The 21,133-nt window shown below is 61.7% G+C and carries 16 protein-coding genes; 5 read left to right on the top strand and 11 right to left on the bottom strand.

Annotated elements, in window-relative coordinates; all coding sequences use genetic code 11:
- The first annotated feature begins 58 nt into the window (after nucleotides 1-58).
- The gene (locus ABEA02_RS01925; RefSeq protein WP_345531136.1) at nucleotides 59-1,951 is read left to right on the top strand and encodes a DUF1631 family protein; all 1,893 of its coding nucleotides are present in this window, start codon (nucleotides 59-61) and stop codon (nucleotides 1,949-1,951) included.
- A 163-nt stretch (nucleotides 1,952-2,114) separates the two neighbouring features.
- On the opposite strand, the gene ABEA02_RS01920 is transcribed toward ABEA02_RS01925, so the two are convergent.
- The 6 genes from ABEA02_RS01920 to ABEA02_RS01895 all read right to left on the bottom strand — a co-directional run bounded on the left by ABEA02_RS01920 (nucleotide 2,115) and on the right by ABEA02_RS01895 (nucleotide 9,645).
- A complete protein-coding gene (locus tag ABEA02_RS01920; RefSeq protein ID WP_345531135.1) occupies nucleotides 2,115-3,395 on the bottom strand; it encodes a mechanosensitive ion channel family protein in 1,281 nt (426 codons plus the stop codon).
- 4 nt (nucleotides 3,396-3,399) lie between these two features.
- Nucleotides 3,400-4,665: an RsmB/NOP family class I SAM-dependent RNA methyltransferase gene (locus ABEA02_RS01915; protein WP_345531134.1), complete on the bottom strand. Its 1,266-nt coding sequence runs from the start codon at nucleotides 4,663-4,665 to the stop codon at nucleotides 3,400-3,402.
- 102 nt (nucleotides 4,666-4,767) lie between these two features.
- Entirely contained in the window at nucleotides 4,768-5,589 is an 822-nt protein-coding gene (locus ABEA02_RS01910; RefSeq protein ID WP_345531133.1) for a DUF3108 domain-containing protein, read from the bottom strand.
- A gap of 225 nt (nucleotides 5,590-5,814) precedes the next feature.
- On the bottom strand, nucleotides 5,815-6,471 hold the full coding sequence (gene purN, locus ABEA02_RS01905) for a phosphoribosylglycinamide formyltransferase (protein ID WP_345531132.1): 657 nt from the start codon (nucleotides 6,469-6,471) through the stop codon (nucleotides 5,815-5,817).
- Between the two features lie 112 nt (nucleotides 6,472-6,583).
- Complete coding sequence (locus tag ABEA02_RS01900; protein WP_345531131.1) at nucleotides 6,584-7,225, bottom strand: DedA family protein; 642 nt, start codon at nucleotides 7,223-7,225, stop codon at nucleotides 6,584-6,586.
- A gap of 113 nt (nucleotides 7,226-7,338) precedes the next feature.
- The gene (locus tag ABEA02_RS01895) at nucleotides 7,339-9,645 is read right to left on the bottom strand and encodes a putative bifunctional diguanylate cyclase/phosphodiesterase (RefSeq protein ID WP_345531130.1); all 2,307 of its coding nucleotides are present in this window, start codon (nucleotides 9,643-9,645) and stop codon (nucleotides 7,339-7,341) included.
- A gap of 717 nt (nucleotides 9,646-10,362) precedes the next feature.
- Here ABEA02_RS01895 and ABEA02_RS01890 point away from each other — a divergent pair.
- The 4 genes from ABEA02_RS01890 to ABEA02_RS01875 all read left to right on the top strand — a co-directional run bounded on the left by ABEA02_RS01890 (nucleotide 10,363) and on the right by ABEA02_RS01875 (nucleotide 16,479).
- Nucleotides 10,363-11,052 (top strand): pectate lyase, encoded by a 690-nt coding sequence (locus tag ABEA02_RS01890; RefSeq protein WP_345531129.1) that lies wholly within the window; start codon nucleotides 10,363-10,365, stop codon nucleotides 11,050-11,052.
- A 182-nt stretch (nucleotides 11,053-11,234) separates the two neighbouring features.
- Entirely contained in the window at nucleotides 11,235-13,625 is a 2,391-nt protein-coding gene (locus ABEA02_RS01885) for a tetratricopeptide repeat protein (protein WP_345531128.1), read from the top strand.
- On the top strand, nucleotides 13,622-15,412 hold the full coding sequence (locus ABEA02_RS01880; protein WP_345531127.1) for a tetratricopeptide repeat protein: 1,791 nt from the start codon (nucleotides 13,622-13,624) through the stop codon (nucleotides 15,410-15,412). Before ABEA02_RS01885 ends, ABEA02_RS01880 begins: the two co-directional genes overlap by 4 nt.
- 371 nt (nucleotides 15,413-15,783) lie before the next feature.
- Nucleotides 15,784-16,479, top strand: a complete 696-nt coding sequence (locus ABEA02_RS01875; RefSeq protein ID WP_345531126.1) for a pectate lyase — start codon at nucleotides 15,784-15,786, stop codon at nucleotides 16,477-16,479.
- A 49-nt stretch (nucleotides 16,480-16,528) separates the two neighbouring features.
- On the opposite strand, the gene ABEA02_RS01870 is transcribed toward ABEA02_RS01875, so the two are convergent.
- From ABEA02_RS01870 to ABEA02_RS01850, 5 genes are all read right to left on the bottom strand, one after another.
- Nucleotides 16,529-17,200 carry an aquaporin gene (locus ABEA02_RS01870; protein WP_345531125.1) on the bottom strand — a complete coding sequence of 224 codons (672 nt, stop codon included), beginning with the start codon at nucleotides 17,198-17,200 and terminating at the stop codon, nucleotides 16,529-16,531.
- Nucleotides 17,201-17,202: 2 nt separating this feature from the next.
- Nucleotides 17,203-17,694 (bottom strand): arsenate reductase ArsC, encoded by a 492-nt coding sequence (locus ABEA02_RS01865; RefSeq protein WP_345531124.1) that lies wholly within the window; start codon nucleotides 17,692-17,694, stop codon nucleotides 17,203-17,205.
- 54 nt (nucleotides 17,695-17,748) lie between these two features.
- On the bottom strand, nucleotides 17,749-18,246 hold the full coding sequence (locus ABEA02_RS01860; RefSeq protein ID WP_345531123.1) for an ArsI/CadI family heavy metal resistance metalloenzyme: 498 nt from the start codon (nucleotides 18,244-18,246) through the stop codon (nucleotides 17,749-17,751).
- Nucleotides 18,243-18,581 carry an ArsR/SmtB family transcription factor gene (locus tag ABEA02_RS01855; RefSeq protein WP_345531122.1) on the bottom strand — a complete coding sequence of 113 codons (339 nt, stop codon included), beginning with the start codon at nucleotides 18,579-18,581 and terminating at the stop codon, nucleotides 18,243-18,245. The genes ABEA02_RS01860 and ABEA02_RS01855 overlap by 4 nt, the downstream gene beginning before the upstream one ends.
- 380 nt (nucleotides 18,582-18,961) lie before the next feature.
- Nucleotides 18,962-21,115, bottom strand: coding sequence for a WD40/YVTN/BNR-like repeat-containing protein (locus tag ABEA02_RS01850; RefSeq protein WP_345531121.1), 2,154 nt, complete (start codon nucleotides 21,113-21,115; stop codon nucleotides 18,962-18,964).
- Nucleotides 21,116-21,133 lie beyond the last annotated feature (18 nt).

The following is a 21,133-nucleotide window of genomic DNA, read 5'->3' as shown; positions in this document are numbered from 1 at the left end:
CCTGCGGGACGCCGGATCCCCTAGACTGAGAGAGCTACCGCACTGCATCAGCACTCTCATGACCGGACTGTCTTCCCCATCCGCCAGCATCACGGCTCATGCACTCGACGAAAGTCGACGCGCCCTTCTCGACACGCTGGGGGGCTTATTGCGCGACTTCAAATACCAGGATAGCGACGTCATCGCTGCGACTCTGAACGCTGCCGGCGAACAGTTCGACATCCTCGTCGGGCTGAAAGACCGCAAGAGCTTCGACGCACAACGCAGCCTGACCGCCTCTCGCATCAGCCTGGTTCACGAGGAAGATCTCGAGTTCTCGATCCGCCTTGCCGATCTTTCACAACAGCTACGCGAACGCTGCGAACAGGCGCTTGGTCAGCTGCACTTGCGCTTCATGACCTTGCTGGACCAGTCCGAAGCCGCGCCCGAGCAATTGCCGGTCGGGCCTGAGACCATCGGCTGCGCCCTGCGCGCCTTGGCCAGCGAGGCCGGCCTGAATCCGGATGCGCGTATCCGCATGCTGCAAGACATGCGCTCAGAACTCGGGCGACGTCTCAAGGCACTCTACGAACTCCTCAACAAGCGTCTCGGCGAACTGGGCATCGAACCCCGTTCGCTATTGCGCTCGAACGAACGCAACCCGGCACTGGACAGCGCCCAGCGCCGCGCAACAAGCGCTGCCGTAGCCGCACCCGCCCGCAGCATCGACCCGATGCTCGCCGATGCATTGCGCGACCGCATGCTTGCCTGGCTGGAAGATCAGCTCAAAGCCGGCGATCGCGACAGCATCACCCGACAGCTGAGCAGTACTGAACTCGCCACCTTGCTGCCAGAAGATACGCGACAGGCCGTCGACCTCGTCGAGCGCGCGCTGCAACGGGTTCTCGCCAGCGATCTCCCCGCCGCAGCCAAGACGGCCCTGGACACGCTGCGCATCCCCATGCTCAAGGTCGCCTTGCGCGACACGACGCTGGCAACCGACGCTGCGCACCCCGCGCGCGCGCTGCTCGAACAGCTGACGCGCATGGCGGCAGAGCTCCCCGCCAACGTGGGCGCTCATGACACCCGCGTTCAACAACTGGCGTCGGTCTGCGCGCAAGTTGCCGGCAACTATCAGGAAGATCTGGAGGCTTTCGCGCAGCCGCTCACCGCTCTGACAAAGGAACACGACAACAAGACCGCTTTGGTGGCGACGCAACTCCAAGCCGCCAGCGAGACCATCGCACGTGAAGAACGCAACGAGCTGGCGCGTCGCAATGCCTCCAACGCCATCCGCGCGCTGTGCTCCCCAGAACCGCCGGTAACGGTACGCCTGTTCCTCGAACACTACTGGAGTGTCGTGCTACGCCGCGCCTTGCTGACGGCCGGCGAAAAGAGTGACGCCTGGCGAGACGCCCTCAAACTCGCCGACATGCTGATCTGGAGCATGCAGCCCAAGATCGATACAGCTGAGCGCGAGAAACTGGTGCGCGTCCTGCCCGACATGCTGCGTGGCTTGCAGGGTGGGCTGGATAGTCTGCACGTCAGCCCCGAAGCACGGGACCGCCTGCTCGCGCGCTTCACGACACTGCACACCGAAGCCCTAAAGGGCCGCGACCCGCGCGGTGTCGAACCCGCGGTCGCGCCACCTCCCGAAGAGCCAGCTCGCCTCGATCCCGCAATGGGCCAACCCGAGCTGAAGATTCTGCGCCGGCCGGGTTTCCTGCCCGCCGAGCCCAGCCCCCCGGCTTCGCTGGCCAACCTCAGCGTCGGTGAAATCGTGCAGTTAGCGCTACCGGGTGAAGTTTCGTTCCGCGGCAGCATCGTCGCCTTCAGTCAGTTCCGCAACGTCATCCTGCTACGCGAGCTGGACAAGGACAGCTTGCTCGCGGTCGCCTGGACAGAGCTGCTACGCCAGCATCAGTCAGGTTCGCTGCAGCTCACGCTGATTCCGGAAGTCTTCGCCGACTGATCTGCACGGCCTCGCCTTGCTCTCCGACTCGAATGCTATCCGGTCGGCTGCTCTACCAGACCGTTTTGACGCCAAGATTTGGCTTCAAGACAGCAATCGCCACACAGTGAGTCTGTTCTGAGCGCGAGAGTAAAACGCGCGTCAGCCGCGCAATGCAGGAAAGTCAGGCTACTTCGCCGGGCACATTGCCTGGCGCATTCATAGGCTCAGCCAGATGGACAACGCGGTGCGGGAACGGAATCTCGATGCCCGCATTGCGCAGTTTGCGCAGGATGGCGAGATTCACATCGGACTGGATCCGCGCGGCCGAGCTGCCATCGCGGACTATCGTATAGACCAGTTCCAACGTGATTCCGCTGTCATCAAAAGACTTGAGCAAAGCCTCTGGCGACGGCTCGTCGACCAACCCCTCAATGCCTAGGGGTGCTTCCTCGAGCAAGCGCATGGCAAGATCGATATCGCAGTCGTACGCCACCTGGATGCGCGTCGTCAGCCGGACGGTGCGATCCACATAGCTGTCGTTCTGTACAACCGACGAAACGAGATTCTCGTTCGGCACCAGGTAATGCGTGCTGCCCTGCCCCTTCAGTACCGTGTAGCGCGTCGTGATTCGCAACACTTCGCCACGTTGATCAGCGCCGACCTGGATGACGTTGCCGATGTTGATCGAACGCTCAAGCAGGATGATGAAACCCGCCACGTAGTTGCTGGCAATCTTCTGCATGCCCAGACCCAGACCCACGCCCAGCGCGCCGCCAAACACGGAAAGCGTCGTGATATCGAGACCCGCCAGTGACATACCCAGCAATACCGCGACGAACAGCAGCAAAGCCTTGATGAGACGGGCCAGCACCACGCGCAGGCTGATATCCAGCTCCTGTGCAGCCTGCAGGCGAGAATCCGCCACGCCGCCCAGCCACATCGCAATCAGCGCAGACACAATCACCGTCACGGTACCCTGGAGGATCTGCCAGAGCGTGATACCTGACTTGCCGATATGCAGGACAAAACCATCCAGCCATTCGACGAACTCGGGCAGCACGCCGATGACATCCAGCGCCACGAAGGTCCAGATGAGCATGGCAACCGTACGCTCGAAACCCGCCAGCACACTCGACGACGAGAACGTCTGGCGCAGCGCGAACACCGCCATGCGTACGCCAGCCATGGCCAGCGCCAGCTGAACAGCGAGTCCGATGGTACGACCCGACCAACCCAGGTGATGCGTCACGAATCGCCCGAGCATCAGCAACAACACGCTCAACAACGGGAAGGCAAGACGACGCAGGCCCTCCCCATGCAGTGCTCGCCCTTCCAGTGCAGCGGTCTTCCGCAAGCGCCGCGCAATCAGGGCCGACACCGCCAGCAGGGGCAGCACGACGCACAGCTCGCGCAACACAGCAGGGTCGAACAGCGGCCGGAGGAAGTCGAACAGCGACTGCATGCCTTTACTCCTTGCGGGTCAGCACAGCGGCAAAGAAACCATCGGTGTCGTGGGTGACGGGAGACATGCGCAGGCGGGTACCGGTATCCAGCGCAATCTTCTGCGCGGCCAGCACTTCATTCGCAGGCTCTTCGGCGAAAGCCGGATGGGCGGCGAGGAACGCATCGACGATCGCGTCGTTCTCTTCCCTCAGCAACGAACAGGTGGCGTACACCAGACGGCCGCCCACCTTGAGCAGACGTGCCGCGGCCGCGAGGATGGCCGCTTGACGCTGCACCAGCTCCAGCAGGTCCCGCTCGGTCTGACGCCACTTGAGGTCAGGGTTGCGGCGCAATGTCCCCATGCCGCTGCAGGGAGCGTCCACCAGCACCCGATCCAGCTTGCCAGCCAGGCGCTTGATGCGCTGGTCGTTCTCATGGGCAATCAAGGCAGGATGCACGTTGGACAGACCTGAGCGCGCCACACGCGGCTTCATGCGCGCCAGACGCTTCTCGGCCACATCGAAGGCGTACAGGCGTCCCGTCGAGCGCATCAAAGCGCCGAGCAACAAGGTCTTGCCCCCCGCACCGGCACAGAAGTCGGCCACCATCTCGCTGCGCTTTGGCGCCAGCAGCAGGGCCAGCAGCTGGCTGCCTTCGTCCTGCACCTCAATGCTGCCATCGACGAAAAGCGGATGCTTTTGCAGCGGCACACGCGTCTCAAGACGGATGGCGTAAGGCGAAAACCTGCCAGCCTCGGCCTTGACCCCCTCCGCCTGCAAGCGCGCCAGCACGGTATCGCGCTCAGCCTTGAAGGGATTGACGCGGATGTCGAAGGGGGCGGACTGGTTCAATGCATCCGCCAGGGCCAACAGGCTTGCTTCGTCGTACTGGGCGGCCATGCGGTCGGCCAGCCAGTCAGGGAGATCGCAACGTTCGGCCAGCGTCGTGGCTTCCTTCGCCTCGGACTTCAGCCCGGCCAGCCAGCCGCGCTCGCTGACCGACAGAAAAGGCTCAAGCTGACGGATGGAGAGGCCCTCACAACGCATCAACCAGGCAAAGATAAGCTTGCGCGGGCCGACCCCCTCGCCTGCAACACGGCGCAGCTGGCGCAGGTGGCGAACGACGCCATACGTGGCATCGGCCGCAAAAGCGCGCTCACGCGAACCCAGCTGGCGCCGGGCACGGAAGAAGTTGGACAGCACGGCGTCGGCCGGATGACGAAAATCGAGCACTTCGTCGAGTACGTCGGTCGCGGCCTGCAGCTGCGAATCGGTGAGGGAGAGGGACATGCGGAAACCTGCGAAGACGGGGGCCCCAATCACCTCTGACATCAGCGGCACGGCCAACCCGGAAAGGCCCGGAGTATACCGTGCCCCCTGCCCGGCCCTCCCTCAATCCACTCCGCTACCGATCGGCGCCTTGGCGAGCAGGGCTCCGTCGATCTCGACTTCATCGGCCTTCAGGTCGTAGGCGCCGCCATCGTCTTCGACCCGGATACGTACTGGCGCGTTGCGCCAGTCGCTCGACAACCAGACGTCGATCTTCAGCCGCCCCTTGTTACCCATTGCGTGAAATCGACGCGCCATGGTCTTGCCGGCCGGCAATTCGATCTCGGCAGCGGGGAACTGCTGCACCGTCACCCTGCTGATCGAACCACGAAACGTCACGACCATGACATCGAAAGCCGGTACGTCCGGAGGCTGCATCGCAACGAAATGTGTCAGCGCGAGCATGTCCAGCGCATAGCCTTCCGTCGGCACTTCGCGCAGAGCGCCCTTGCGCACCTGGATGAGCTTGCTGCCATCGGAGGCGAACTGGGTTTCGAACTGATTGCGGTTGAACGTCTCGCTGAACTGCTCGGACACCGGACGACCGCCGGAAATATGTCCCGTTGCAGCCTGGCGCAGCAGCTCCCCCTTGACCGGCACAGTGCCGGTCAGCGACGCATTGAAACGCGCGCCGTCATGCGACCAACGCTGCTCGCCCTCAACCGGCATGCCCCAGTAACTGGACTGGTAACGCACACGCCCCTGTTGCGGCCAGGCTTCGAGATTGAGGGGTGGCTCGGCCGGCGCCTGGGCCAACGGGTTTGTCCCATTACCGGCCTCAGCCACATCAGGCGTGGCCACCTCATCAGGCGTCGGACTCAGCGGCACATCCGGCGCAGGTGGCAGACTGGCGGCGCTCTCCGTCTCGGTCGCTGGACGACTCATTGGCGACGGCACGGCAGGCGTCCTTGCTTTGGGCTTTTTCGGCCGCAGCACGGGAGGGGGTGGGGCATCTTCCGGTCGCGTAAGCAGTCGCGCCATGAGGACTTCCGGCGCATCCGGGACATCCTCGGGCAAATGCCAGCCTGGGGACAGCAACGCCGCCGCATGAACGATTGCCGAGACAACAGCAGCGATCAGTAGCGGACGTGCCCTCATGTCATCGCCGGGCTAGCTGCCCGCTCCTTCATCCAGTGGCGGCAGAGTCCAGCCTTCCTCGGCCGTACGAACGCCTTCTACCTTGACGCGGCCGGCGTCGATACGGGTACGCCCCTCGACAATCCAGCGCACCGCTTGCGGATAAATCTGATGTTCCAGCCGCAGCACGCGCGCCGACAGGCTCTTCTCGTCATCCGTGTCGCTGACCGGCACGACGGCCTGGATGATGATGGGGCCGCAATCGAGATCCGCCGTCACGTAGTGCACGGTCGCGCCGTGCACGCGCACGCCAGCCTCTAGCGCACGCTGGTGCGTGTGCAGACCGGGGAAGGATGGCAGCAGCGAGGGGTGGATGTTGATGAGACGACCTGCGTAGTGATCGACGAACTCGCCTGTCAGGACGCGCATGAATCCGGCCAGTACGACGAGATCGGGCGAGAAGCCATCGATGGTCTCGGCCAGCGCCTTGTCGAAGCTGCTGCGGTCGGCGAACAGCTTGTGATCGACAACGGCCGTGGGAATGCCGTGGGATTCGGCAAAGGCAAGACCTGCAGAATCCGGGCGATTGGCGATTACGGCGGCCACGCGGGCACCGGGAATCGCGGCACGCACGATGGCCTCCATGTTGCTGCCACGACCCGAGATGAGGATGACGAGATTCTTCTGCATGATGAATTGTGTATAGGAGTGCTAACGCATCAGCGGCCGGCGCGCTGACAGGACTCGACCCGGCGCCGTGACAGGCAACCGGGGTTCAGGAAATATGCGGGAAAGGCTCGAATCAGGCCGCGCTCTTGCGCGCCTTCCACCAGGTCACGATCACTGGCAACAACGATACGCCGATGATGCCCAGGATGAACAGGCTGAGATTGGACTTGATGATGGGAATGTTGGCGAAGAAGTAGCCGGCGTAGGTCAGCGAGCCGATCCACAGTGCGCCGCCCAGGATGTCGAGCGGCAGGAAGCGGCGGTACTCCCAGTTGCTGACCCCGGCCACAAAGGGCGCGAAGGTGCGCAGCAGCGGCAGGAAGCGCGCAATGATGATGGTCTTGCCACCATGCTGTTCGAAGTAAGCATGGGTTTTGTCGAACGCAGCGCGATTGAAGAATCGGGATTGCTCCCAGCGGAATACCCGTGGCCCCATGAAACGGCCGACCCAGTAATTCAGGTTGTCACCCGACACCGCGGCAACAAACAGCAGCAGCACCAACAGGTGCACGTTCATATTGCCCGTCGCTGCCAGCCCACCCGCCACGAACAGCAGCGAGTCGCCGGGCAGGAAGGGGCAGACCACGAGGCCGGTCTCGCAGAAGATGATGAGAAACAGGATCAGGTAGATCCAGGCGCCGTAATTGGCTGCCAGCACCGCAAGGTGCTTGTCGAGGTGCAGGATGATGTCTACGAACTGCAGCAGGATGTCCATGTCGGGCCACGCCAGTAAGGGGCCGCCATGATAGCTGCAGCACGTTACCGGGAGGAAAATTCCCTTCAGGGGAACGGCTGAAATCTCACACCCTGCCGGTCAGGCCCAGCGCTTCAGACCGCTTTGCGTTCGCGTCGCCAGACGTCGAACCGCTCCGCCGTCATCGGACGCCCGAAGAGGTAGCCCTGCATGCGCTCGCAACCCATGGCGAGCAAAGCCTCACGCTGGGCATCGGTTTCCACCCCCTCGGCCACTACGGTCAGGGAACGCGCCCGCGCCAGGACCACCACCATTGCGGACAAGGCGCGGTCGGCCTCCGACAAGTCGACCTTCTCGACGAAGCTGCGGTCGATCTTCAACTCATCGGCCGGCAGGCTGGCGATCTGGCTGAGGGACGAAAAGCCGGTCCCGAAATCGTCGATGGCAAAACGGATGCCCATATTGCGCAGTGCCGAGATCTGGCTCATGACCAGGGACAGGTCTTCGACTGCGATCGATTCGGTGATCTCGAACACGATGTTCGAAGCCGGCACGTCGCACAGATCGATCAGTTTGCGCACGCGCAGCGCGAAATCGTCGGCACGGAACTGTACGGACGACACGTTGATGCTCATGCACAGCGTGTTCAGACCCTGTTTGCGCCAGGCGGCCAGCTGGTCCATGGCAGATTCGATCACCCACAGGCCGAGCTCGGCAATCATGCCGGTACGCTCTGCCAGAGGAATGAATTGCGCGGGTGGAACGGCCTCGCCGAAATCGCTGTGCCAGCGCAGCAAGGCTTCGGCCCCCAGCAGTTCGCCGGTGATGGCGTTGATCTGCGGCTGGTACACCAGGCTCAGCCCGCGCTTGAAGTCAATGGCGGCGCGCAGGCTATGCAGCAACGCAACGCGCGACTGCACATCTGCCGCCAGCTCGCTGCTGAACCAGGCGTAGCCGGCTCCGCTGGCGTGGCGCGCCTCGTTAAGCGCGAGATTGGCGTTACGCACCAGATCCATGGCGCCGCCACGGGTGTCGCCCACACGCACCAGCCCCAGTCGCACGCCCACAGAGAGTGCGTGCCCGTGCACGAAGAAGGGGGACTCGAATGCACGCCGGATCACCGCCGGATCGATGAGGTTCTCGTCGCCAAACAAGGCAAACACATCGCCCGAAATGCGTGCGCAGCGCACGCCCTGGCCAACCGCAGCGCGCAGACGTTTGGCCACGGCCGCCAGCAGCGTGTCACCACAGCGGTGTCCCAGAGCATCGTTGATGTCGGAGAAACGCACGACGTCGGCAATTGCCATGCAACGCCGGGTCCCGCTGTTCGCGTAGATGTCCTGATCCACTTCGGCGATGAAGCGCGTGCGGTTAGGCAAGCGCGTCAGCGGATCGAAAAATGCGAAGAAGTTGAGTCGCTCGAAGAGGTCGACGTTCTCGAAGCCCACACACAGATTCGCGGCCAGCAATTCAATGAGCCGGCTCTCCAGTTCATCTGGTACGCGGCCGGCGTCGAAATAGACCACCGCATCGCGGTCCGGGTAACCCAGCCACAGACAGAACCGGCTGCCATCCATCTGGGTGGCGTGCGATGCAATACAACGCGAAATCAGGCGCTGTACTTCAACATCCGCCAGGGTCTCCAGTGCCAGTCCGGTAACGCCCTCAAAGGCGCCTGCACCACCGACGACCTGCAACCCGCCGGGAGGCGACGTGCTGTCGTTGCGGTGGTCCATGACCTCCCCGCAGCAAACCAGTCCCTGTGGTGCAACATCGAGCATGGTGCCCAGCGTGTCGAGCAGGCGCATGGCGAATGCCGCGCTGTCGTGGATGCGGAACAAGGCGTTGGAATTGCGCGCCACATCGCGCATGCCACGGCTGGCCAGGGCAATCTGCTCCAGCTGGGCATAGGCGCGAATCGAAGAAGTCAGCGTGGTAATCAAACGCACCTGGGTCAGCTCGGACTTGGTGCGATAGTCATTGATGTCGCAGCGACGAATGACTTCCAGCTCTGGCGCGTAACCGGGCTGGCCGGTGCGCAGGATGATGCGCAGATTCTTCAGACCAAGCTCTTGCCGGATGATCTCGACCAGCTTCAGACCGGCGTCGGTGCTTTCCATTACCACGTCGAGCATGGCGACTGCGATGCGCGGCTCGCTGGCCAGCAGGGTGCGCGCTTCAGCCGCGCTCATGGCGTGCAGCAATTCGAGGGGGGCGCCGTCGATCTTCACGCCACGCAGCGCGAATTCCGTAGCGCGATGCACCTCTTCATCGTCATCGGCGATCAGGATGCGCCACGCCTCGATCTGAGCCTTGGCAAGTTCGTCTCCGGCATCGCCCTCCACATCGTCTGAAAAAACGATGCGGTCATCGTTGTCGGCACCTGCATCCACCGGGTGCAGTTGGCTGCCCTCCGCCCCGCGCAGCAAGATCTTTTTCATGGATGTCTGCATTTTCAGCCCGATCTCGCGACTTTGGTCCCTCAGGACGATCGTGTGCAACCGAGTGTGCATTAAACCGCCTCGCAATGCGGATTCACAGCGCAAAGCCACTCCCGATATGACGGCACATCCGCGCCGGGCTGAAGAGAAAGGATATTGCCCGGAATCCTCATGCACTTGAGGAGACAGCCATTACAACCATCTCATCTTGGCAGAAATATTAGCGCCCGGCATCGCAGGCAAAACCCGGAGACCCCGGGAGAATTCGTGACAATTCTCACGTCACCGGCCTGACAGAAAGAATTTTCTGCTGCAACACAGCAGCGGAAATTTTTAATGCTTCCCCACGACTTTGCTGCACCAAATCGTTCCAATCGCAACGACCACTGCGTCGCAAACCTCCGCCAAGCAGTTGATCTGTCAGTGCAAATTTTCGAGACATCCACGCCTGCGCGGCACCGGCCACAAGAACGCCAGGATCAACAGGCGCCCCGGAACACTCGAAACTACTTCTGTATTTGGTTTTTTTGTTGATTTTTCAATGACTTGGACTCCGCGTTGCACAACATCATTTTGTTGACGAACTATTACTGTGCAACCAGACTGCCACCACCAAGTTACCGATCCCAGTGCGACGCAAAAAGGAAAACGGGGGCTTGGCTGATGTCCTGAAGTAATCCAATTCCGGCAGTAAAAAACAATTCAAGGAGACATTCGATGCAATCCAAGCTTCTTCTCGGCCTTTTCCTGGCCGCAGTCATCACCAACGCCAACGCCACCTCCACCATCTCGGGTTCCTTCGATGGCGGCGGCAAGACCTACGGTACCTCGTGCTCGGGCGGCAGCGAAAGCCAAGCTCCGGTGTTCCTGCTTAAGGATGGCGCTACGCTGAAGAACGTCGTCCTGAAGGCTGGCGCAGCTGCTGATGGCGTGCACTGTGAAGGCTCCTGCACCCTGTCGAACGTGAAGTGGCCTGACGTCTGCGAAGACGCAGCAACCATGAAGGGCGGCTCGGGCAAGACCATGACGGTGAGCGGCGGTTCGGCAGACAAGGCCGACGACAAGGTCTTCCAGCACAACGGCAAGGGCAGCACCATCAAGATCAGCGGCTTCACTGCTGGCTCCATCGGCAAGCTGTACCGTTCTTGCGGCAACTGCTCCAGCAATGGCGGCCCGCGCTACGTCAACATCAGCAACACGACCATCTCCAATGCCAGCGCTGGCGTGGCAGGCGTGAATGCCAACTTCGGTGACAAGGCAACGATCCGCAGCATCACCGTGAAGAAGGGCAACAGCGTTTGTATCGAGTTCAAGGGCGTGCAGAAGGGTTCCGAGTCGCCGAAGGTTGGCGAAAAGTGGAACACCGCGGCTTGTGACGTCAGCAAGTCCGACGTGACCTACAAGTAATACCCGCCTTACTGCTTCATCCTGTGTTGCTGGCCCCTGGCTCTCACGAGCCAGGGGCTTTTTAATGCCGGATCAGAAGGCTGCCATAACCTCCCGCACAGCATTTCGGTCCCCCATCTTTTGCTATCGTCCCTTCCTCTCAACCGGTTGTGATGATCCCCATGAAGAAACGCAGCCATCAAATGACCAGAGCTGGCGCGCAGCAAGACCCTCTTGCAGCCTTTCTGCAGCGAGCGCTCGCATTTCACCAGCAAGGCAATCTGGCGGAAGCGCAAAAGCTCTACGACTACATCATCTCTCGCAATCCGAAGCACTTCGACGCCCTGCACATGCTCGGTGTCGCCCACATGCAGATGGGGCAAACACCTCGCGGCATCGAACTCATTCAGCGCGCGATTGCGCAACATAGCAACTCGGCTGATGCCTGGACGAACCTTGGTAATGGCCAGATCCAGCTCAAGCAATTCGCCGAGGCCATCGAGAGTTTCGACCAGGCTTTGCGGCTGCAACCGGGCAACGCGAACACCTGTTACAACCTTGGCTTGGCCCTGGCAGGGCTGCGGCGCTTAGATGAAGCCGTATCGGCATACGATGCGGCATTACAGATCGAGCCACGCAACATCGAGGCCTGGAATGGCCGTGGCAATGCACTCCGCGCGCTGGGGCAGTTTGAGGAAGCCTGCAAGGCTTTCGAGTCAGCACTTGCCATCAACCCCCGCTTCGCTTCGGCACTCAATAATCTCGGGCTCACGCTTGCCGCAGCTGGCAAGCATGAGGAAGCCCTGCAGCGATACGACGCAGCGCTCGCCTTGCATCCAGACTTCGCCGAAGCCTTGAACAACCGCGGCAATACCCTGCAGGACATGGGGCAGCTGGAAGCGGCGCTCCAGAGTTTTGACCGTGCACTGACCCTGCGCCCGCAATACCCCGAAGCACATAACAACCGCGGCAATGTGCTGCGCAATCTCAAGCGTCCGGACGAAGCGCTGGCGGCGTTCGCCACAGCCCTCGATCTTCGCCCCGACTACGCTGCTGCGCTCAACAATCGCGGACTGACCCAGGCAGCTCTCCGCCAGTATGAAGCTGCACTCGCCAGCTACGATGCAGCACTGTCTCTCCAGCCAGACTACGCGGAAGGCCTCAACAATCGGGGCAACACCCTGAGCGCGCTGCGCCGTTATCAGGAAGCCGTGCTTTGCTTTGACCGCGCCGTCAAGCTACGCCCTCACTACCTGGACGCGCTGAACAACGCCGCCAGCACCCTGCTCAATCTGCGCCGCCCCGAAGAGGCGCTCGCGCTGACACAGAACGTGCTCGACAGGCACCCGGATCACGCCGCTGCGCGCAACAACCTCGGCCTGGCACTGACGCATCTGGCACGCTTCGACGAAGCATTGACCGCTTTCGATACCTTGCTCGCACAACACCCGGACGACGTCGACGCCTGGAGCAATCGCGGCAATGTATTGGCAGCGCTCAGGCGCTATGACGAGGCGTTCACGAGCTACGATCGCGCCATCGCCATCCAGCCCGACTATGCCAGCGCCCACAACAATGCAGGCGTTACAGCCGCCCTGCTGAACCGTTACGACGACGCGCTGAAGCACTACGCCCGCACGCTGGACTGCGATCCGCAGCACCCCGGGGCCCAGCTCAACCGCAGCGTCGTGGAACTGGTGCGTGGCGACTGGGTAGCTGGCTTCCCGCGCTACGAATGGCGCTGGCAACACGCCACGGCCGAAGTCCCGCTGGCGCTGGACTGCCCACGCTGGCAAGGCGAGTCGCTGTCCGGCAGAAGCATCCTGCTGTGGTCCGAACAGGGCTTCGGTGACACCCTGCTGACCTGCCGCTTTGCCGCCGACCTCGCCGCGCAGGGCGCACGCGTGATCCTCGCCGTGCAGCCGCCCCTCATCACCTTGCTGCGTTCGCAAGCTGGCGCGCATGAGGTCGTGGCGAAAGATGGTCCGCTGCCTGCGACGGACTATCACTGCCCACTGATGAGCGTACCTGCCGTATTGGGCGTCACGCTGGAAAACCTGTCGCGCACCGAATCGCACCTCGCAGCGCCACCCGAGCGCATCGACGCCTGGCGTGAAACCTTTCGCACCATTGCACAGAAGAAAATCGGTCTGTGCGTCTCCGGCAACCCGCGCCAGTCAAACGACCACAACCGCTCAGCTTCGCTGGCACGCATCGCGCCCCTACTCGGCACCGAGGCACAGTTCTTCATCGTGCAGAAAGACCTGCGTGCTGAAGACGAGGCCTGGCTGCTGGCGCATCCGGAAGTTCACGACCTGCGCCCACAACTGACCGACTTCGCCGAAACGGCTGCGGTCATGCAGAACCTCGATCTGATACTCACCGTCGACACTTCTGTGGCCCACCTTGCGGGTGCGCTAGGCCGGCCAACCTGGATCATGCTGTCTTACGCCGCTGACTGGCGCTACCTTCTGGATCGTAGCGATAGTCCCTGGTATCCCACGGCGCGCCTGTTCAGACAAAGTGCGCCCGGCGATTGGGATGGTCTGATCGCCACGGTCGGCAGGCATCTGGATAGCTTCATCAAGGCATGAAAAAGTCTGGCAAGCACAAGAATGCAGGGCAGCGCCCTGATCCGCTCGCACCGCTGCTGGCTCAGGCACTCGGGGCGCATCAGCAAGGCCAGCTGGCACAGGCGGAGCAGATCTACACGCACATCCTGCAGCAGCAAGCCACGCACTTCGATGCGCTGCACTTCTGCGGCGTGTTGCACATGCAGAGCAACCGCGCCGAGAGCGGCGTCGCACTCATCGAGCGCGCGCTGCAACAGCGCGAGTCGGCCGATGCGCTGACCAATCTCGCCAACGGACTGTTGCGTCTCAAGCGTCATGCCGATGCCCTGCAGCGCCTTGACCGCGCGCTGGCCCTGGAACCGCGCCAACCTGCGGCCCACACCAACCGCGGTGTGGCGCTGGCTGCGCTGGACCGCCACGAAGAAGCAGCCGCTGCCTACCGCAAGGCACTGCAATACCAACCCGTTTTCCCCGAGGCCCTCAACAACCTCGGCAATGCCTTGCGCGCGCTGGAGCGCTACGACGAAGCCATAGCAGCGCTCGATCAGGCCCTGCAGCAACGGCCCGGGTACGCGGAAGCGCTTAACAATCGCGGCCTCGCACTCGCCGCCCGCAAGGACTACAGCGCCGCGCTGGACAGCTATGCGCAAGCCCTTGCCAGCCGCCCGCGTTACGCCGAAGCATTGAACAATCGCGGCAATGTGTTCAAGGATCTACTGCGCTTCGACGAAGCACAACAGTCCTACGATGCCGCCCTGGCCATCGACCCGAACTACGCCGAAGCGCGCTACAACCGCGGCAACAACCTTGGCGCGCAGAACCGCCATATCGAAGCCCTGCAAGACTATGCACTGGCATTACAACTGCAGCCCGCGCATGCAGACGCCAACTGGAATACAGCGCTATCTCAGCTTTTGCTGGGCGACTTCACCGCCGGCTTTCAGCATTACGAATGGCGCTGGCGGCTCAAGCATGCGGAAGCGCGCCGACACTTCGACTGCCCGGAATGGACTGGCAAGCAGGCGCTGACGGACCGGCACATCATCGTGTGGGCAGAGCAAGGGCTGGGCGACACCTTGCAGTTCTGCCGCCTCTTACAAGGGCTGGTCGAACGCGGTGCGCGGGTCACGTTCGAAGTGCAGCCTGCGCTGAAACGACTACTGTCACGCCTGCCACAGATCACGGTGTTCGCGCGCGGTGACACCGCACCAGCGGCCGACTTCCATTGCCCTTTGCTGAGTCTGCCGGCGCGCCTGGCATTGACGCCAGACGCCTTGCCTTTTGCCACCCGCTACCTTGCCGCGACAGAGTGCGAGCGCGCCGACTGGCTGCCACGGCTGCCCGCCGCACCCTTGCGCATTGGCCTGTGCTGCTCGGGCAACCCGCGACTCGCCAACGATCACAACCGCTCCGTAGCCCTTGCCCGCTTTGGTGCACTGGCGGGAGAAGGTCGCCAACTGATCCTGATGCAGAAGGATCTACGTGCCAGCGACGAAGCTGTGCTGAACGACCTCAGCATCCTTGACCTGCGCAAGGATCTACACGATTTCTGCGACACCGCAGCAGCGCTCAGCCATTGCGACCTGCTCATCAGCGTTGACACTTCGGTCGCACACCTCGCCGGCGCAATCGGGATACCGACCTGGATCCTGCTGCCCTTTGCCCCCGACTGGCGTTGGCAGCTTCAACGCAATGACAGCCCCTGGTATCCCGGCGCCCGCCTGTTCCGGCAACCGGCTCCCGGCGCCTGGGATGCCGTATTCGCCCAGGTCAGCGCTGCGCTGGCGGATCTTCCCCACCACGCCTGATTCGTTTCGGGTCACGCGCGCGGCGGCGTCGGGCGAGCCACGCCGGCTCGCGGGTTGGTTTTGCCTCTATTCCCTATTCGCAGTGCCACCGGATCCGGCGTTCCCATATCAAACGTTCGTCAGTCAGCAGACTTTTTGTTCTGCAATGCAGTACGCCGTAAGCAACTGATCGATCAAAAAAATACGCCCTCACCAGTCCCGCTCCTGACGCAGTCGCAATATGGAAATTTCGCCTGAATTCCCGACAACCGCTTGACTGATACCGGTATCAATAACAAACTCGCGCCGCTGGTTACCGGTAACAAACATTAACCAGTGATGACTGCAGCAAACGACACATGCAGCACAACACCTGATAAAGGAGACAAACGATGTACAGCAAACTGCTTCTGGGCCTTTGCCTTACCGCCTCCATGGCCAGCGCTTCGGCCACCACGACCATCACCGGCACCAAGGACTACGGCGGCGCCACCGTCGGCACCTCGTGCGACGGCCAATCCGAGAGCCAGGCTCCGGTGTTCTACCTGACCGATGGCGCCACGCTGAAGAACGTCGTGATCAAGGCTGGTGCTGCCGCTGACGGCGTGCACTGTGCCGGCAACTGCACCCTGTCGAACGTGAAGTGGCCAGACGTCTGTGAAGATGCTGCCACCATGAAGGGCGGCTCGGGCAAGACCATGACGGTGACAGGCGGCTCTGCAGCCAATGCTTCGGACAAGGTCTTCCAGCACAACGGTATCGGCAGCAAGATCTCCATCAGCGGGTTCACCGCCACCACCATCGGCAAGCTGTACCGCTCATGCGGCAACTGCTCGAACAACGGAGGCCCGCGCTACATGCAGGTCAGCAGCACGAAGATCACCACCAAGCCCTCCTCGGGCGACGCGATTGGCCTCAACAGCAACTTTGGCGACAAGGCCACGATCCGTACGCTGACGGTCAAGACCGGAACGGCTGTCTGCGTGGCGTACACGGGTGTGCAAAAAGGCTCTGAGTCGCCAAGGATCGGCGAAAAGTGGAACACCGCCAACTGCGACGTCAGCAAGTCCGACATCACCTACAACTGATCCATCCGACCAGTTGTCGAAGCCCCTTGCCCACCGGCAAGGGGCTTTTTCATTGGGGATCCGTCAGACCTGTCGGCTTCCGCGCGCACAAAGCCTCATGAATCAGCAAGCCCGTCACAGCACCCGCTAACTGTGCCAGTACGAAGCCGGGGACACTCTGTGGCGCAATGCCCGCGAAGCTATTGCTGAACATGCGTCCGAAAGCCGCCGCCGGATTGGCAAACGACGTAGAGGCTGTAAACCAGTAAGCCGCGCCGATATATGCCGCCACCATGGCGGAGGCACGCCCCGGCGGCGCACGCAGGATCACCAGGAGCAAACCCGCGGTGGCTACCGCCTCGGCAATCCACTGCCCAGTGCCGTCACGCAGCTTGGTCGACCACTGCAGGATTGTCATGTCGAACATCGCATGCGCCAGCCAGGCCCCCAACACGGCACCCAAAAGCTGCGCACTAACGTAAGGCAGCAAACTGCGGCCATGCAATTCACCGCGCACCGCCATCACCGCGCTGACTGCGGGATTGAAATGTGCGCCGCTGATGGGACCAAACACCTCAATCAGGATATAGAGCCCACCTACCGTCGCGAGTGTGTTGGCCAGCAAGGCAACAGCCACGTTGCCTGCCGCCAGGCGTTCAGCCATGATCCCGGAGCCGATCACGACGCAGAGCAGGAGCATTGTGCCGAGCAATTCGGCAAGGAGTTTGCGTGCCTCTTGCACGGTCAGCTCTTTGCGATCTGCGTCAGCGCAGCCTGCAACTCGGCATTGCTCATCGTGTCGAGCGGTAACGCCAACAGTTGCAACATGCGATAGCCGATTGCCTGCCGCGTGATCTCGAAGGCTTGACGCTTGGCGTCCTCTCCTTCGGCATTCGAAGGATCAGGATAGCCCCAATGCATCTTCACCGGACTGCCCGGCCAGATCGGGCAAACCTCGTTAGCTGCGTTGTCGCAAACCGTAATGACGATGCGCATCTGCGGCGCATCCGGCTGCGAGAACTCATCCCAGCTCTTGCTGCGATAGCTGGACGTATCGACGCCGGCACGGTTCAGCGCCTCGATGGCAAAAGGATTGATGCGTCCACTCGGCGCACTGCCTGCGCTGTGGGCGCGGACGTCTTTGCCAAGCTTCTGTGCGAGATGATTGAGCATGCCTTCGGAGAGCACGCTGCGAGCGGAGTTGTGGGTGCAGAGAATGAGAACGTGGGTAGTCATGTCGTTATGGCTTCGGCGTAATGAATTCGACGTTATGGCTCATTAAGGAACAGGTCAGCAGCATCCGCCACCGGGTGCGCAGTGGTTTTGCGATGTGGTCTTGATCGCGGCGATTGGCACGGTCTGAGACGTAGCCTTCGGTGCACAGCAAGCAGCCGATGTAGACGTGCTCTCGGCGCGATTGAACGTGGGGATGCTCGCCAGTGTGTGATAGGCCTCCCAGGCGATACCGTCAGGATCCTGCGCCCAATGCTTGTCGGACTCCGCGTAGCAACAGGCCGTACCGCTCTCGCTCACCGCGCCCGAATCCGCTGACTGGAACTGCACTTGCAAGGCGGCGAGTTCTTCCGCGCTGTCCACCTGAATCCCAAGGTGATCAAGTCCTACGGCGGCCCCGCGCTGCGAAATCGCGAAGTTGATTCGCGGATCCTCGAGCATCCATTTGGCGTAATCAGCCTTGAGCAATGCCGGTTCGCGGCCGAACAAGGAGGAATAAAAACGGACGCTGGCAGTCAGATCGGCCACTGATACGTGTATGTGGAAGCGCTTCATAGCGTGTTCTCCGGACAACAGCGGTTGGACGTGGCGTTGACACCGCAGGGCTCGCCGGCGCAACAGTTCTCGGTCAGGAAAGCGATCAAGGCATTCATCTGCGCGTAGTTCGCTACGTAATAAATGAAGCGCCCTTCCTGACGCGGCAGGATCAAGCCCGCCTGCGCCAGCGTCTTCAAATGGAAAGACAGGGTTGCATTGGCCAGCCCCAGCGATTCGGCAATCCGCCCCACCGTCAGCCCAGCCTCCCCGTGCTGCACAAGCAGGCGGAACACGGCCAGCCGGCTCTCTTGCGCCAAGGCTGCCAACTGATTGGTTGCATCAATTGATTCCATATTTCCAATAATATCGAATTATTTTTGCGAAGCCAAGCGGGTGATTCAAAAACACCCCCATTCTTGCTGCGGCGCGATGATGCAGTCGCTCCCCACTCCACCGTGAAATGTGACGAAAACACTTGACTGTTACCGGTATCAAAACTCAGAATGCGGAATATTTTGTTACCGGTACCAACGCCTGTCGAAACTACAAAAATTTACGGCTGGCGTGGGCGGCAACCCGATTTTGCGAAGCTGTCTCTTGGTCCAAGACCAACCCCGCCACCCGGCGGGGTTTTTTTTGGTAGCTACGTTCTGATTTGGTCATGCCAGCCCCCCATACAAAACGGGGCCGGCTGGATAGCCGACCCCGTCATGATTGGAATGGCGCAAACGTCCTATTCAGTCGGCTTGGCACTGGTCCGTTCGAGCAGCACGACGCGATCACCGTAGGCCAGCAGATTGCCCGACGCAGGCAGCACGGCTAGCGTCTTGATATGGCCAGTGGTGTGCAGGTCGATAGCCTGCCAGGTCTTTCCGCCATCTACACTGCGCATCACTGTGCCGTTGCGGCCAGCGAGGATGAGCGCACGGCTTCCCGGCTCGATCATCAGGCCACGCAGCAGGTTTTCATTGCCGCTGCTGACGGCTTGCCAGCTCTTGCCCTTGTCTTCTGAGCGCAGGATGGTGCCCTTGTCCCCCACCACCACGATGGCGCCGGACTTCGGATCCGCAATGATGGAGTTGAGGCTATGCACCACACCACTCTCGACGGCCGCCCAATTATTGCCTTCGTCCTCCGAGCGCAGGATGGTCCCTTGCGAACCGACCACAAGGTAAAGCTTCTTGTCAGCATCGATCAGGGCGTTGTACAGCTTGGCCATACTGCCCGTGGGCATCTTGCGCCAACTGCGCCCGGCATCGGCCGACATGGCGACGCTGCCATCGTCCCCCACCAGCCAGAGCTTGCCGGAGGACGCGTCCTCGACGCCACGCCAGAGTGCGCTTTCGCCGAACTTCTGCGGCGTCGAGAAGTTGCCATCAGTAGCTAGCAGGCCCAGCCCGCCGATATCACCATGCATGACGATATTGCCGGTCTTGCTGTGTGTGACGAAGCCCTGAAAAGTCGGTAGATCATCACTGCGATGCGCTTCCCAGTTGATGCCACCGTCAGCCGAGAGGATGCGTGTCCCGCCTGCGCCGACCGCCACGAGCTTGTTGACCACCGGCTCATAAGCCACCTTGAACAGGTAGGGTAGCGGGAAGCCTTCCATGCTCTTTACGCCCTGCCAGCGCAAGCCACCATCTTCGGAGCGCAGCAGCAACCCACGCGCACCGACGGCAATCAACGCCCCCGACGGATGCGCCGCAATGCCATGCACATAGTCGCCAGCGCCTTGCCGAACACGTGTCCAGGTCTTGCCGCTATCCGCCGAACGGGCTATCTGCCCACCAGGACCGACCAGGATCAGTGCGCCGCTGGCTGCATCGCGCAATACGCTGTCGATGTTCTTGCCAGCCCCCCACTCCAACGCCATCTTCTGCCAGGACTTACCGTTGTCTTCCGAGCGCAGTACAACGCCCTGATCACCCACGACCACCAACACCTTGTCCGGCGTCTGCACCATGCGCGCCAGATAAGTGTTATCGGCAATATGCTGCTTCTGCCAGGTCTTGCCGCCATCAGCCGTGCGCGCCACGTCACCACCGCTGCTCAGCGCGTATACCACGCCATCCTCGGCAACGAATAGGCGGGTTACGTAGGTCTTGAGACGCGTATCGGTCACGGCCCAACTACCACCGCCGTCGACCGACTTGAGGACTTCACCACCCTCGGTGCCGGCGTACACGGTGCCGGTTTTCTGGTCGACGATCAGTTCGGAAATCGTGATCTCTCCGATGTTGAGTCCATGCCAGGAAGCACCGGCATCCTGCGACACCAGCAAAGCGCCCTTCTCGCCACCCAGCAGCACGGTACCGAATTTTTCATTGACGACTACGTGACCGAGGAATGCGCCGGTGCCTGGCTTGAGCGCAGTCCAGTGTTCGCCAGCGTCGGTAGATTTGAGCAGGGTGCCCTGCATGCCGGCAACGAATACGGTCTTGCCATCAGGGGCAACGGCAAGGCCACGCAGCGCGGCCTGTGTACCCGTATCGACAGTCACCCAGGACTCACCATTGTTGTCGGAGCGCAGCACCAGGCCATTGGTCCCGATGGCGATCATGCGACCACTCTTGCCAACGGCGGTAATCGCGCCAATCTGCTCACTGGTCACGGCATTGGCGATCTGCCAGGTCTGCCCACCATCAGTCGAACGCCAGGTGGCACCGTCCGTACCGACCACGATGACGCTCTTCCCTTCGCCATCGTTGGCAAGCTGGAACAGGTTGGGATTGGTCACAACCGTGCGGTAGGTCGGCGCCTCCGCCGGCAGTGCTACGACGCCATCGGCGCCGTCCTTCTTGCTGCACGCAAACATAGACAGGCAGATCAGCGCAATCAGGCTGCCACGCGCAAACACCGAAACCTTGCCCAGAGCTGCTGGATACATCCTTGTCTTCCTCCTGTG

This window comes from Viridibacterium curvum (assembly GCF_039544165.1).
Classification (GTDB): Bacteria; Pseudomonadota; Gammaproteobacteria; order Burkholderiales; family Rhodocyclaceae; genus Viridibacterium; species Viridibacterium curvum.
Note: the sequence above shows the minus strand (reverse complement) of the source record. Positions and strands in the feature narration are given on the sequence as shown.